The 14484-nt window shown below is 47.4% G+C and carries 10 protein-coding genes and 4 pseudogenes; 9 read left to right on the top strand and 5 right to left on the bottom strand.

The window, feature by feature from the left end; translation table 11 throughout:
• The first annotated feature begins 6 nt into the window (after nt 1–6).
• The 9 genes and pseudogenes from BV494_RS26135 (at nt 7) to tssF (BV494_RS21525) (ending at nt 9940) form a co-directional block, all read left to right on the top strand.
• Nucleotides 7–984 (top strand): hypothetical protein, encoded by a 978-nt coding sequence (locus BV494_RS26135; protein WP_226790120.1) that lies wholly within the window; start codon nt 7–9, stop codon nt 982–984.
• A gap of 206 nt (nt 985–1190) precedes the next feature.
• Nucleotides 1191–1958 (top strand): hypothetical protein, encoded by a 768-nt coding sequence (locus BV494_RS26125; RefSeq protein WP_226790119.1) that lies wholly within the window; start codon nt 1191–1193, stop codon nt 1956–1958.
• The gene (locus tag BV494_RS21555; protein ID WP_104924869.1) at nt 1955–2626 is read left to right on the top strand and encodes a hypothetical protein; all 672 of its coding nucleotides are present in this window, start codon (nt 1955–1957) and stop codon (nt 2624–2626) included. The genes BV494_RS26125 and BV494_RS21555 overlap by 4 nt, the downstream gene beginning before the upstream one ends.
• Before the next feature lie 41 nt (nt 2627–2667).
• Entirely contained in the window at nt 2668–5175 is a 2508-nt protein-coding gene (locus BV494_RS21550) for a type VI secretion system Vgr family protein (protein WP_104924868.1), read from the top strand.
• Nucleotides 5176–5276: 101 nt separating this feature from the next.
• Nucleotides 5277–6788 (top strand): T6SS phospholipase effector Tle1-like catalytic domain-containing protein, encoded by a 1512-nt coding sequence (locus BV494_RS21545; RefSeq protein WP_226790118.1) that lies wholly within the window; start codon nt 5277–5279, stop codon nt 6786–6788.
• Entirely contained in the window at nt 6785–7435 is a 651-nt protein-coding gene (locus BV494_RS21540) for a DUF2931 family protein (protein ID WP_104924867.1), read from the top strand. The genes BV494_RS21545 and BV494_RS21540 overlap by 4 nt, the downstream gene beginning before the upstream one ends.
• A gap of 125 nt (nt 7436–7560) precedes the next feature.
• A pseudogene (locus tag BV494_RS26120) lies at nt 7561–7879 on the top strand (DUF6396 domain-containing protein); the annotation flags it as partial.
• A gap of 75 nt (nt 7880–7954) precedes the next feature.
• Nucleotides 7955–8641, top strand: a complete 687-nt coding sequence (locus tag BV494_RS21530; protein ID WP_226790117.1) for a hypothetical protein — start codon at nt 7955–7957, stop codon at nt 8639–8641.
• Between the two features lie 120 nt (nt 8642–8761).
• Nucleotides 8762–9940, top strand: coding sequence for a type VI secretion system baseplate subunit TssF (gene tssF / locus BV494_RS21525; RefSeq protein WP_439958398.1), 1179 nt, complete (start codon nt 8762–8764; stop codon nt 9938–9940).
• Here the strand turns inward: tssF (BV494_RS21525) and tssF (BV494_RS21520) are convergent.
• The 5 genes and pseudogenes from tssF (BV494_RS21520) to BV494_RS21500 all read right to left on the bottom strand — a co-directional run bounded on the left by tssF (BV494_RS21520) (nt 9886) and on the right by BV494_RS21500 (nt 14336).
• A pseudogene (gene tssF, locus BV494_RS21520) lies at nt 9886–11039 on the bottom strand (type VI secretion system baseplate subunit TssF). The gene tssF (BV494_RS21525) and the pseudogene tssF (BV494_RS21520) sit on opposite strands and share 55 nt — an antisense overlap.
• Before the next feature lie 120 nt (nt 11040–11159).
• Nucleotides 11160–11846 (bottom strand): hypothetical protein, encoded by a 687-nt coding sequence (locus tag BV494_RS21515; protein ID WP_226790117.1) that lies wholly within the window; start codon nt 11844–11846, stop codon nt 11160–11162.
• 75 nt (nt 11847–11921) lie between these two features.
• A pseudogene (locus BV494_RS21510) lies at nt 11922–12238 on the bottom strand (DUF6396 domain-containing protein); the annotation flags it as partial.
• 125 nt (nt 12239–12363) lie between these two features.
• A pseudogene (locus BV494_RS21505) lies at nt 12364–13014 on the bottom strand (DUF2931 family protein).
• Nucleotides 13011–14336 (bottom strand): T6SS phospholipase effector Tle1-like catalytic domain-containing protein, encoded by a 1326-nt coding sequence (locus BV494_RS21500; RefSeq protein ID WP_226790116.1) that lies wholly within the window; start codon nt 14334–14336, stop codon nt 13011–13013. The pseudogene BV494_RS21505 and the gene BV494_RS21500 overlap by 4 nt, the downstream one beginning before the upstream one ends.
• Nucleotides 14337–14484 lie beyond the last annotated feature (148 nt).

The raw sequence follows: 14484 nt of genomic DNA, 5'->3' as shown, positions 1-14484 counted from the left end.
ATACATGTGAGTGATTTATACTCTGCTTTATTTTCTTTGAAAGGCAAAGCTTACTTTGACAGTCAAATAATAAGTTCATCCCTGCTAAAAACCTATCCAAACATTGACACTACAAAGGAAATAAAAGGAAATAGCAGAATCAGTGGCGATATAGATGAGCAGAGTCAACGTAAGGTTATCGATATGTTGATAACAATAGGGGCTCGATATAAATTAACGTATAAAGAAATTTCATACATTTTACTTTGTGCGTATATAGAATCAGGCTTCAACCCAGATGCAGCAGCTGGTACAACATCAGCAGCAGGCATAGGTCAGGCAACTATCGCGTTTGTGGACTATACCCTTCAAAATTCGTCTAAACGTTTAGGGTTCACTCTGGATATTACGGGTGAGAGAATATTTGATGCAGAGCTAGGGTGTTATGCAATAATATTTGCACTTCTCCGGGCGCGAGATTTAGTTTCAGATTTTTACCATTCGAATGATGATGACTATTGGCGCTGGCTTTACTATCTCCATCATGATGGATTAGGAAGTCTGAAGCAGTATCATAAAAATGAACATGTTATATCTAAAGATGCTACAGATTGTGCCAACAAAATTATTGTTAGATTACCAGAAATAGAAAATTTACTGAAATCGACACAAATAGCAACTTCATTCAAACTATCCACGGGTGATGACACTCCAATTTCTAATAAGGAATATGTTGCTGCTGTTTCTCTTTCTCCCAACATGTATTATCCATCAATTGTTTCTACTATGAACGATCCCTTAATATTCATTAAAGGAAAAACTGATGGTCAAGGTAAAACCGAAGCGATAAATGCACTTGCTGGTGCGGAAATAGTATTCACCATTCTAAAGGATAATTATAAAAAACTAGCCATATCTGGGGGGGCAGTTCAACAGAGAAGTCTAAAGATAAGAAAAAATCTTCCTCACAAAGAACGGCTGAAGCAAACTCAACATACAAAGTAAAATCAGGGGACAATTTATCTGCTATTGCAAAATCATTCGATACCACAGCCGCGATTCTTATTGATTTAAATAATCTACCTAATGCTAATGTTCTTCATATCGGGCAAGTTTTAAAACTACCCGACACAACAGATAATGACATTAAAGACTTCACAAACACCGATTATATTAGCCGTTATATACCTAAAGACGTAAAACAAGCGATCATGAAATACCTTGGAGTAGAAAATGGGAATTCTAAGGCCGCTATAGCCTATTCTAAGAGTCATATTGTACTACCTATTGGCAGCACTTCTGCAGATGTTGATAAGAATAAAAATGTTGTTCATATAAAAACAACAACGAAATCATCCACTATCAAGAAAAAACAGAAACCACCGGAAAAACATAAAACAGATGATAAAGGAACTTCAAAACCTACTTTAGCTCCAGGTGAATTTGAGCCAGTTATAAACTTTTCAGTTTCGAAATCGTTAAAAGATCTTGTAACTAGCAAATCATTAAATATCATGAAAAAAATAATGATAACTGCTGGAGTTCATAAAATAACAATAACCAGCACACTTAGAACTGTTCAAAAACAAGTAGATGCAATGTATGCAAACATGCAAAGCAAAGGTATTCAGTCTCAACTTAATTATTATGCAGCCGCAGGAAGAGACGTTGTAAAAGCAGGTGTTGCTGCAGGTGGCAACGACTTAGCTAAAGCCAAAGAAGTTAAATCTGCCATGGTTAATAAAGTCATTAATTTACAGGAAAGTGGACGACTGGTTTCACGACATTGTGTATCCGAGAAAATGTACGCAACAAGAAATGTTTTCGATATAAGCACGCACCTCTCAACAGATAAAAGTATTCAATTAGCTTTCGATAAAGCACTAACTGATTACGCTAGAGATAACGATGACTTTAAATACATAAGCCCCTTTAAGCATGCCGGCGAACCTGCATTTCATGTCGAGATTGAACAATGAATAAGTTACTTCCCCTTTTCTTTTTATCACTTACTTTTAATAGCTATGCTGAGAAAACAAGCATAGATGATGGAATCTATTATTCCTATTGGGCATACGGAAATATTAACTCCTACAAGATCAGTGACTTGATTATCAACAAACCCAATAAAATTGATAACAGCTTTTACTTTGTCAACAACACCGACGATGAATCTAACAATGAAATATACATGTTGGTTAAAAATAAAAACATTACACTTTTTTATAAACATGATGAGATCGAAGGTGGCCCATCGATTGGATGGGATGATGCTAAGTTAGTAGGTAACGAACTCACAGTAAACGCACCTACTGTAAAAAACTTCTACGATGATACTAATGGTGATTCCGACGAAAACATAAGATATAAAATCGGCGAAAAATTCCCGGGTAATAATCCACCAACAAAAGAAAAAGAAATAATCCCATTACAGAAAATTAACCCTAATGAATTTAAAGTCGATTGTTCTGCTTACTTTGAAGTAAACATGCAAGCTAATAACCTACCAAAACCAGTAGATGACCCTATGAAGGATTACAGCAAAAAAATACTTATGAATAACAATGGGCTTTGCAATATAACTTTGGATAAACAACCCAACGAGCAAATATCCAAAGGGTGGATATTATTCAAAAAAATACAATAGTTTGACAAATTCTAAGCCATACATAAGGCCATGCCCGAATCATGGATATTTTTGAAAACGCGGTGGCGGCTCTGGGCGCTACCACTCTAAACCGTTACCGCCTTGATATTCCTTCCTGTACGTCACCGCTCGACGTTGAAAGCTTGCGCGGTGATGAGGGCATAAGCCGGACATATCGCTACACCATCACGTTCACCAGCACCGACCACGATATCGACGCCGCTCAGCTGTTGCGTAAACCGGTCACACTTACGATGGGCACCGGCCTGCTGCAAAGCCTGACCACCCAAAAAGTTGTCCACGGCGTTATCACGGATCTCCAGCGGATTTCAGGCTCTGCCGACGAGGCGAAATATCGGTTAACGCTGGAGCCTTCCCTCGCCCTGCTGGACAAACAGTTCCGCACGCACCGTTTCTTCGTCAATAAATCCGTGCAGGATGTCGTCGCGCAGATCCTGGAAGAACATGGCTTTAAGGGCTGGGAATATGAGTTTGCACTGAAACAGACTTACCCAAAACGCGAACAGATAAACCAGTATCACGAAAGTGACCTGGCCTTTATCGAACGCCTGCTCTCGGAAGTCGGAATTTTCTATTTCTTCAGCCTGCAGCCGGACACGCAGACCGAAGTCGTGCATTTTGCCGATAAGCAAAGCGCCTACGCGTTCGGGAAAACGCTGCCGCTCAGCAGCCCGTCGGGCATGAGCGACAGCGGCGCGGAGTCGGTCTGGGGGCTGAGCGTACAGCACAACGTCGTACCCGCCAGCGTCACTGCCAAAGACTATAACTTCCGCGAAGCGCAGAAGGTCAATCAGTCCGCCAAAGCCGATATGACGCGCGGCGACGGTGAAGGGATAAATTATGGTGACGTGTATCACTACAAACCCCGCCATCTGGATAGCGGCGCGAAAACTGACCCGTCTGCTGAAACCGGCAACTTCATGGCGCGCCTCGACCATGAGCGGTTTTTATCCGCACAAACGCTGATTACCGGCAACAGCACCGACGCCACGCTGCACCCGGCGCAGGTGCTCACCGTGGCCGACGTCCGAATTCCGTCCACGCTGCCTGAATTGCTGTCACTGCCGATGGTAGTTACACGCATCGGATTTACCGCCAGCCGCAAAGAGGCGCTGAACGTTACTTTCGCCGCCGTGCCCTTCAGCGAAACGCTGTGCTGGCGTCCCGCGCTCATGCCGCGTCCGAAAGTCAGCGGCACGATGATGGCCCGCGTCACCAGCGCAAAACCGAACGATATCTACGCCTGGCAGGACAACGCCGGTTTGTATCGCGTGAAATTCGATGCCGACCAGGACGATAAAAAACAGGGTCAGGAAAGCATGCCGGTGCGCTTCGCGAAGCCGAACGGCGGCGACGAATACGGCATTCACTTCCCGCTGATTCAGGGCACCGAAGTGGCGATTGCCTTCCACGACGGCGACCCGGACAGGCCTTACATTGCCCACGCCCTGCACGATTCCCGTCACGTCGACCACGTGACCGAAAAGAACAATACACGCAACGTGATCCGCACACCGGCGAATAACAAACTGCGGATGGAAGACAAGCGCGGCGAAGAACACATCAAACTCAGCACCGAATACGGCGGCAAAACGCAGCTGAACCTCGGGCACAACGTGGATGCCGCGCGGGCAAAGCGCGGTGAGGGTTTTGAACTGCGCACCGACGAATGGGGCGCCCTGCGTGCCGGAAAAGGCATTTTCATCAGCGCCGACGCGCAGCCTGCCGCCAGCGGCAAACAGCTGGAAATGGATGACGCTATTGCGCAGCTTGAACAGGCGCTGACGCTGGCACGCACGCTGGCGAAAGCGGCGCAGATTGCCAAAGCGACGCCGGGCGATATTAACAGCCAGAAAGCGCTGAACGCCTCGCTGGCAAAACTGAAAGCGGCGGGCATTCTGATGTCCGCGCCGCAGGGCATCGGCATCGTCAGCCCGAAATCCGTACGCGTGGCGTCAGGCAGCGAAAGCATCGGGATGATGTCGGGCAGCAATACCGATATCAGTAGCGGCAAATCCTTCACCGCCGTGGCCGGCGAAAGCGTCAGCCTGCTGGCGCAGAAAGCCGGGATGAAACTCCTGGCCGGCCAGGGGAAAGTGGATATTCAGGCGCAGGACGACGAACTGTCCGCACTGGCGAAAAACGACATCACCGTCACCAGCGCAGAAGGAAAAATCACGGTCACCGCCTCGAAAGAGCTGATCCTCACCTGCGGCGGCGGCTACATCAAACTCAGCGGCGGAAATATCGAGATCGCCGATCCGCAAAATATCTTATTTAAGTCGGCCAACTGGCAAAAGATGGGACCGGCGAGTCTGAATACTCCTCCGGTGACGTTCCCGAAAGGCTACGGTGCAGTTTATGCGTTGCAGGATGAGGAAGGAAAAGCTATCCCACTCACTGAATACCGCATAACAACCGCAGAAGGAACAATGTATGCAGGCGTTTCTGATAAAAACGGGAAGACAGCGCCAGTCTATACCGCGGCTCCGGGCAGGATGAATATAGAAATTCTGGGCACTAAATAGGACGATATTAAATTCAAGGAACTTGCAGAATGGCACAACGTAATACATGGTAAGTCAGTGATGGTCAGCATACCTCTGACGTAAACGTTTCAGAAAAAATCGTGATTTGTAAGCGTAAAGAAGTGCCCGGCATCACGCTCACCATCGGCATGTTTTTTGATGGCACTGGCAATAATGTTTTCAATATAGATAAGCGCCTCCTCGAGACCTGCACCCATCTGGATGTGGGAATGAACACTGAAGATGCAGCATCCTGTGTCAAAAAACTGGGTAAAAGCGGCAACGGTGCGGGGAGTTATCTTGGGTATTATTCGAATATTCATTGGTTGAATACCCTTTATTCGATTGATGATGAAATAGCTGAAGAACAGTTATTATATCAACGAGCGGTTTACATCCAGGGAATAGGCACCCAGAAGGACAAGGATGACAGCCTTATAGGTATGGGGTTAGGGGTATTGTTTGAAGGGGTCGTGGATAAAACGGATGAAGGTATTGCACAAATAGCAAAAGAAATTAGTTTATTGCTTAAAAAAAGTGACGGTATTACATGCGCTATAGAAAAAATTCAGTTTGATATCTTCGGTTTTAGCCGCGGTGCTGCTGCTGCCCGTCACTTCGCAAACCGCGTCAGAAACGGCGATCAGGCCATTCAGGAGGCAATAACGAAAGGGCTTGATGGCCGAAATCAGCATGGGAAACCCGCAGGAGAAGTACGTTTCCTCGGGCTATTTGATACGGTCTGTGCAGTTGGCGGTGTAAAAAATTTGCTGGACATCCACGGTGGAGTAAACCCCGGTATTGAGCTAGCACTGCCGAAGGATATTGCGCAGAACGTGTTTCAGATTACGGCAATGAACGAATGCCGTTATAACTTTAGCCTTAACAGTATTAAAGAGTCCTGGCCTGAGCTCCCCCTCCCCGGCGTGCATTCCGATATTGGCGGTGGCTATAATCCGCAAGAAAAAGAATATCTGTTTCTCACCAAACCTGAATTTGAAACCGTCAGTGAAAATATTCCTGCTGAGATGACAGATATTTACCGCCATTGCGAAGCTGAAATTCCGGCTTTACAGAAATTACCAAATCTGAGTTCTGTTATGCCTTCGGGAGTGGTAAAGGTCGGAACATGGTTTGACTACCTGGTTAATCCGAATAAGAAACGCGCCGGCATTACTGAAAAGCGTGTTGGTGCAGCGGTCACTCTGGAACGGGTGGTCACGAATGACTGGTCAAAAATCACCTTACGGGTAATGTTTGATGCCGCACAGAGTTCAGGACTCTCTTTCAAAGAAATCCTCCCCAAGGATAAGAATTTTATATTACCACCAGAACTGGAGCCACTTTCTCAAAAAGCCATTAGTCAGGGGAAGGCGGCTGCCGCAGGAGGAACACCGGCTCCTTTTTCCGCGGATGAAATGAAACTGATTGGTAAATATCTGCATTGTTCAGCCAACTGGAATGCGGTGGCATTTAAAGATGTCTGGCTCGACGGAAACAAAGTAAAAGTCATATATGGCGCAGCAAAAACCGCTGAGCTGTTTGGCTTTGTCAATCGCCCCAATCCGGGGTGGGCTCGTGCCGTATGGAATATGCAGGGAGAAGAAGCATGAAAATAATAACAGGTCTGTTATCGCTGTCGCTGCTGGCAGGCTGCAGCAGCCATGCGCAGACGCAGACGCAGAAAGGGAATTTTAAAGCCCCCTGGGATGAATGGTATTTCACATTTTCAACCCCCAAGGCCCTGCCTGCCCAGGTCACCCTGGTGAAACTGCTGGATACTGATGGCTATGGCTATGTTTTCCAGACCATAGACCAGCCGCAGGGGAAAAGTGTAGGAGCCTGGAGCAAATACATTGGGAAGGGTTTTTCCCCGTTCAACAAAGCTAAAGCACCACCGCAAATGATTAAATTTTGCTGGGATTCAATTATCGATAAAAAGGTTTATGAAACCACCTTATTCTTCTTACCGGACACGCAGAATAAAATGATCAGTACAGAGCCGGACTGGTATAACGCGAAAGAAACTTATTATTTTCGTTATATGGTTATTGGCCTGGCACCAGAAGGAAAAGTTCGGGTGTGGTTGCAGAACAATGGCAGACCTAATTTATTACAAAGCAGTACAAAAATAACCACCGTTTCTGGTAAAGATCTGGATATGTGTAAAGGCGAAACAAATTTTCCTGATGGGTATGAGTATAGTGAGGGTATGAAGTCATTTATAAAAGATAAAAAGTATCCCTACGGAAGCTGGTGAGTCATTATCGGATGAATACAGACTATGCAGGGAGAAGAAGCATGAAAATAATAACAGGTCTGTTATCGCTGTCGCTGCTGGCAGGCTGCAGCAGCCATGCGCAGACGCAGACGCAGACACTTACCCTGAGTCGTTATTCCTACGATCACCCCTAAAGTTCCTGAAATCAACGATATCGTCCCGCTGCCGCCTGCTCCGCTGCCTGCCTGGGACGGCAAGCTGAAATGGGTAGAAGCCCGTAAAGCCAATATTCCACCCACCAAACCCAGCGAAGCCCTGATTGAGCAACTGGCGAAAGACAAACAGCTCAACCCGGAAACCGGCAGGCCGCTGCCGACCTCGCCGGATTTTGATAAATCAACCGCCGTACATCTGTTGTGTAAAACCGGTGAGCCCTGCCCGAAAAGCGGCTACTGGCGGCATATCAATTTAACGATGTCGTAAAAACAGCAAACCTGCAACTTCGAATTTATTGTGTATACACAATAACCAGCATTAATAAATATTGAGGGATTATTTATGTGTAAATTATTAATGGATTTACAAAAGGAAATTGAGAAATTAAAAAATGGTATAAACATACCAGAGGAAATAGAACTTCTTTACAAATGGATTGAAAAAAACGGTTTTGTCGAGGCTCGTGACGGTCTTATTGAGACACCTAAAGGCATGGTCGGTGACCCTGCTGTTTTCCAATATGGAAGAATCAATGTCGACTATGAATTTTCCCCGGAAATAACCTTCACCACTTCAGCCCATAAAGGGCTAAATTATTGGTTTGATCTTCCGGAAATCACGGATGAAATATCATCAAGACTGGTGCCATTCGCGGAAAGCGGATTTGATGGTTCTCGCCTTGCTTTTTGGCTTGATGATAACAATGTGCTTAGATTTGTTCACATGGGGTCGGGTTCTGCTTCGACGCTATGTTGTATCATTGCTAATGATGAAAAGGAGTTCTTATCTTTGCTTTCTATAGGATATGGTCAGTTAGGTGATGTCTGTGATTTTTCATTATCGCCTGAAGAAATAGCAGATGGGGAGGAGATAAAAATAAATTACTCATTTGTTGACTGGTTAGAGAAAACCTTCAGCATAAAAAGACCTTCTAATGCCGCCAATATAATCAAGGAAACGCCAGATATTGGTGATGAAGATACTATTGACGAATTTTGCTTATGGTGTAACAAGCAATTCAGGCAATAAACGAATAGCGGAATAAATTATAGGCTCGCTGTCATTGCTGATGACTATATCTATACACCCGCTCAGACTTGGGCATTTATTTATCTGCCGTAACAGAAATCAATTTATTCTGGAAAGATAATGAAAGACTTAACCTTGCGTTATTACGACACCGAATTGCGCTATCTGCGCGATGCGGGAAAAGAGTTTGCACAAACTCACCCCGACCGGGCGGCGATGCTCGATCTCGATAAACCCGGTACGCCTGACCCTTACGTGGAGCGCATGTTCGAAGGCTTTGCCTTTTCGATGGGCCGGCTGCGCGAAAAGATTGATGATGACCTGCCGGAGTTCACCGAAGGGCTGGTGAGCATGCTGTGGCCGCACTATCTGCGAACCATTCCGTCGCTTTCGATTGTGGCGCTCACGCCGGACGTGCCGTCAATGAAGATTGCCGAAGTGGTGCCTGCGGGGATGGAAGTGTTTTCCCGCCCCGTCGGGCCGAAAAATACCATCTGCCAGTACCGTACCACGCGCGAGATGATGCTTAACCCGCTCGCCGTCTCCAAAGTGGTGATGGCCACCGAGCCGGATGGCCGCTCGGTGCTGCGTCTGCGTCTGGCGTGCAGTCCCCAGGCCGACTGGTCGCAGGTGGATTTAACGCAGCTTAGCTTTTATCTGGCGGGCGACGCGCCGGTCAGCAGCGCGCTGCATCTGGCGCTGACCCGGCGTCAGGCGGCGCTGTATCTGCGTCTGCCCCATCAGGCCGATCGCATCCGGCTCGACGGCTGGTTCTCCCCCGGCGGATTTGCCGACGAAGACCTGCTGTGGCCAAAAGGCGAAAGCGCGTTCAGCGGTTACCAGCTTTTGCTGGAATATTTCACCTTCCGCGAGAAGTTTATGTTCGTCAATCTCAACGGACTGGGCGATATCACGCTGCCTGCGGGGATTGATTATTTCGACATTGAGGTCGTACTCAGCAGCCAGTGGCAGAGCGACCTGCCGGTGATCGACGATGTGATGCACCTGCACTGCGTGCCGGTGATCAACCTGTTCTCCCTGGAAGCCGACCCGCTGATTATCAACGGGCTGGAAAGCGAGTACATGCTGCGCCCGCGCCGTCTGCAGGACGGGCATACCGAGATTTACTCGGTGGACTCGGTCACCGGGTCGAGCCGCACCTCGGAGGCCAGCTATGTGCCGTTCACCAGCTTCCGCCATCAGGGCGGAATGCAGCGCCGCCGGGAGCGCTTCATGCACCCGCGTCAAACGCCGGCGTTGACGCGGGATGCTATGAACGTAGCGCTTATCCGCGCATGACGGCGCTGCATTCCGCCCTGATGGCGGAAGCTGGTGAACGGCACATAGCTGGCCTCCGAGGTGCGGCTCGACCCGGTGACCGAGTCCACCGAGTAAATCTCGGTATGCCCGTCCTGCAGACGGCGCGGGCGCAGCATGTACTCGCTTTCCAGCCCGTTGATAATCAGCGGGTCGGCTTCCAGGGAGAACAGGTTGATCACCGGCACGCAGTGCAGGTGCATCACATCGTCGATCACCGGCAGGTCGCTCTGCCACTGGCTGCTGAGTACGACCTCAATGTCGAAATAATCAATCCCCGCAGGCAGCGTGATATCGCCCAGTCCGTTGAGATTGACGACATAAACTTCTCGCGGAAGGTGAAATATTCCAGCAAAAGCTGGTAACCGCTGAACGCGCTTTCGCCTTTTGGCCACAGCAGGTCTTCGTCGGCAAATCCGCCGGGGGAGAACCAGCCGTCGAGCCGGATGCGATCGGCCTGATGGGGCAGACGCAGATACAGCGCCGCCTGACGCCGGGTCAGCGCCAGATGCAGCGCGCTGCTGACCGGCGCGTCGCCCGCCAGATAAAAGCTAAGCTGCGTTAAATCCACCTGCGACCAGTCGGCCTGGGGACTGCACGCCAGACGCAGACGCAGCACCGAGCGGCCATCCGGCTCGGTGGCCATCACCACTTTGGAGACGGCGAGCGGGTTAAGCATCATCTCGCGCGTGGTACGGTACTGGCAGATGGTATTTTTCGGCCCGACGGGGCGGGAAAACACTTCCATCCCCGCAGGCACCACTTCGGCAATCTTCATTGACGGCACGTCCGGCGTGAGCGCCACAATCGAAAGCGACGGAATGGTTCGCAGATAGTGCGGCCACAGCATGCTCACCAGCCCTTCGGTGAACTCCGGCAGGTCATCATCAATCTTTTCGCGCAGCCGGCCCATCGAAAAGGCAAAGCCTTCGAACATGCGCTCCACGTAAGGGTCAGGCGTACCGGGTTTATCGAGATCGAGCATCGCCGCCCGGTCGGGGTGAGTTTGTGCAAACTCTTTTCCCGCATCGCGCAGATAGCGCAATTCGGTGTCGTAATAACGCAAGGTTAAGTCTTTCATTATCTTTCCAGAATAAATTGATTTCTGTTACGGCAGATAAATAAATGCCCAAGTCTGAGCGGGTGTATAGATATAGTCATCAGCAATGACAGCGAGCCTATAATTTATTCCGCTATTCGTTTATTGCCTGAATTGCTTGTTACACCATAAGCAAAATTCGTCAATAGTATCTTCATCACCAATATCTGGCGTTTCCTTGATTATATTGGCGGCATTAGAAGGTCTTTTTATGCTGAAGGTTTTCTCTAACCAGTCAACAAATGAGTAATTTATTTTTATCTCCTCCCCATCTGCTATTTCTTCAGGCGATAATGAAAAATCACAGACATCACCTAACTGACCATATCCTATAGAAAGCAAAGATAAGAACTCCTTTTCATCATTAGCAATGATACAACATAGCGTCGAAGCAGAACCCGACCCCATGTGAACAAATCTAAGCACATTGTTATCATCAAGCCAAAAAGCAAGGCGAGAACCATCAAATCCGCTTTCCGCGAATGGCACCAGTCTTGATGATATTTCATCCGTGATTTCCGGAAGATCAAACCAATAATTTAGCCCTTTATGGGCTGAAGTGGTGAAGGTTATTTCCGGGGAAAATTCATAGTCGACATTGATTCTTCCATATTGGAAAACAGCAGGGTCACCGACCATGCCTTTAGGTGTCTCAATAAGACCGTCACGAGCCTCGACAAAACCGTTTTTTTCAATCCATTTGTAAAGAAGTTCTATTTCCTCTGGTATGTTTATACCATTTTTTAATTTCTCAATTTCCTTTTGTAAATCCATTAATAATTTACACATAAATAATCCCTCAATATTTATTAATGCTGGTTATTGTGTATACACAATAAATTCGAAGTTGCAGGTTTGCTGTTTTTACGACATCGTTAAATTGATATGCCGCCAGTAGCCGCTTTTCGGGCAGGGCTCACCGGTTTTACACAACAGATGTACGGCGGTTGATTTATCAAAATCCGGCGAGGTCGGCAGCGGCCTGCCGGTTTCCGGTTGAGCTGTTTGTCTTTCGCAGTTGCTCAATCAGGGCTTCGCTGGGTTTGGTGGGTGGAATATTGGCTTTACGGGCTTCTACCCATTTCAGCTTGCCGTCCCAGGCAGGCAGCGGAGCAGGCGGCAGCGGGACGAATATCGTTGATTTCAGGAACTTTAGGGTGATCGTAGGAATAACGACTCAGGGTAAGTGTCTGCGTCTGCGTCTGCGCATGGCTGCTGCAGCCTGCCAGCAGCGACAGCGATAACAGACCTGTTATTATTTTCATGCTTCTTCTCCCTGCATAGTCTGTATTCATCCGATAATGACTCACCAGCTTCCGTAGGGATACTTTTTATCTTTTATAAATGACTTCATACCCTCACTATACTCATACCCATCAGGAAAATTTGTTTCGCCTTTACACATATCCAGATCTTTACCAGAAACGGTGGTTATTTTTGTACTGCTTTGTAATAAATTAGGTCTGCCATTGTTCTGCAACCACACCCGAACTTTTCCTTCTGGTGCCAGGCCAATAACCATATAACGAAAATAATAAGTTTCTTTCGCGTTATACCAGTCCGGCTCTGTACTGATCATTTATTTCTGCGTGTCCGGTAAGAAGAATAAGGTGGTTTCATAAACCTTTTTATCGATAATTGAATCCCAGCAAAATTTAATCATTTGCGGTGGTGCTTTAGCTTTGTTGAACGGGGAAAAACCCTTCCCAATGTATTTGCTCCAGGCTCCTACACTTTTCCCCTGCGGCTGGTCTATGGTCTGGAAAACATAGCCATAGCCATCAGTATCCAGCAGTTTCACCAGGGTGACCTGGGCAGGCAGGGCCTTGGGGGTTGAAAATGTGAAATACCATTCATCCCAGGGGGCTTTAAAATTCCCTTTCTGCGTCTGCGTCTGCGCATGGCTGCTGCAGCCTGCCAGCAGCGACAGCGATAACAGACCTGTTATTATTTTCATGCTTCTTCTCCCTGCATATTCCATACGGCACGAGCCCACCCCGGATTGGGGCGATTGACAAAGCCAAACAGCTCAGCGGTTTTTGCTGCGCCATATATGACTTTTACTTTGTTTCCGTCGAGCCAGACATCTTTAAATGCCACCGCATTCCAGTTGGCTGAACAATGCAGATATTTACCAATCAGTTTCATTTCATCCGCGGAAAAAGGAGCCGGTGTTCCTCCTGCGGCAGCCGCCTTCCCCTGACTAATGGCTTTTTGAGAAAGTGGCTCCAGTTCTGGTGGTAATATAAAATTCTTATCCTTGGGGAGGATTTCTTTGAAAGAGAGTCCTGAACTCTGTGCGGCATCAAACATTACCCGTAAGGTGATTTTTTGACCAGTCATTCGTGACCACCCGTTCCAGAGTGACCGCTGCACCAACACGCTTTTCAGTAATGCCGGCGCGTTTCTTATTCGGATTAACCAGTAGTCAAACCATGTTCCGACCTTTACCACTCCCGAAGGCATAACAGAACTCAGATTTGGTAATTTCTGTAAAGCCGGAATTTCAGCTTCGCAATGGCGGTAAATATCTGTCATCTCAGCAGGAATATTTTCACTGACGGTTTCAAATTCAGGTTTGGTGAGAAACAGATATTCTTTTTCTTGCGGATTATAGCCACCGCCAATATCGGAATGCACGCCGGGGAGGGGGAGCTCAGGCCAGGACTCTTTAATACTGTTAAGGCTAAAGTTATAACGGCATTCGTTCATTGCCGTAATCTGAAACACGTTCTGCGCAATATCCTTCGGCAGTGCTAGCTCAATACCGGGGTTTACTCCACCGTGGATGTCCAGCAAATTTTTTACACCGCCAACTGCACAGACCGTATCAAATAGCCCGAGGAAACGTACTTCTCCTGCGGGTTTCCCATGCTGATTTCGGCCATCAAGCCCTTTCGTTATTGCCTCCTGAATGGCCTGATCGCCGTTTCTGACGCGGTTTGCGAAGTGACGGGCAGCAGCAGCACCGCGGCTAAAACCGAAGATATCAAACTGAATTTTTTCTATAGCGCATGTAATACCGTCACTTTTTTTAAGCAATAAACTAATTTCTTTTGCTATTTGTGCAATACCTTCATCCGTTTTATCCACGACCCCTTCAAACAATACCCCTAACCCCATACCTATAAGGCTGTCATCCTTGTCCTTCTGGGTGCCTATTCCCTGGATGTAAACCGCTCGTTGATATAATAACTGTTCTTCAGCTATTTCATCATCAATCGAATAAAGGGTATTCAACCAATGAATATTCGAATAATACCCAAGATAACCCCGCACCGTTGCCGCTTTTACCCAGTTTTTTTGACACAGGATGCTGCATCTTCAGTGTTCATTCCCACATCCAGATGGGTGCAGGTCTCGAGGAGGCGCTTATCTATATTGAAAACATTATTGCCAGTGCCATCAAAAAACATGCCGATGGTGA

The sequence above is a fragment of the Rahnella sikkimica genome (genome assembly GCF_002951615.1).
GTDB lineage: Bacteria > Pseudomonadota > Gammaproteobacteria > Enterobacterales > Enterobacteriaceae > Rahnella > Rahnella sikkimica.
This window is presented reverse-complemented; position numbering and strand designations above follow the sequence as displayed.

What these genes read in the sequence shown, in the direction of transcription:
- BV494_RS26125 (WP_226790119.1), top strand. Translation starts at nt 1,191, where the DNA reads ATGAAATACCTTGGAGTAGAAAATGGGAATTCTAAGGCCGCTATAGCC.
- BV494_RS21555 (WP_104924869.1), top strand. Translation starts at nt 1,955, where the DNA reads ATGAATAAGTTACTTCCCCTTTTCTTTTTATCACTTACTTTTAATAGC.
- BV494_RS21550 (WP_104924868.1), top strand. Translation starts at nt 2,668, where the DNA reads ATGGATATTTTTGAAAACGCGGTGGCGGCTCTGGGCGCTACCACTCTA.
- BV494_RS21540 (WP_104924867.1), top strand. Translation starts at nt 6,785, where the DNA reads ATGAAAATAATAACAGGTCTGTTATCGCTGTCGCTGCTGGCAGGCTGC.
- BV494_RS21530 (WP_226790117.1), top strand. Translation starts at nt 7,955, where the DNA reads ATGTGTAAATTATTAATGGATTTACAAAAGGAAATTGAGAAATTAAAA.
- tssF (WP_439958398.1), top strand. Translation starts at nt 8,762, where the DNA reads ATGAAAGACTTAACCTTGCGTTATTACGACACCGAATTGCGCTATCTG.
- BV494_RS21515 (WP_226790117.1), bottom strand. Translation starts at nt 11,846, where the DNA reads ATGTGTAAATTATTAATGGATTTACAAAAGGAAATTGAGAAATTAAAA.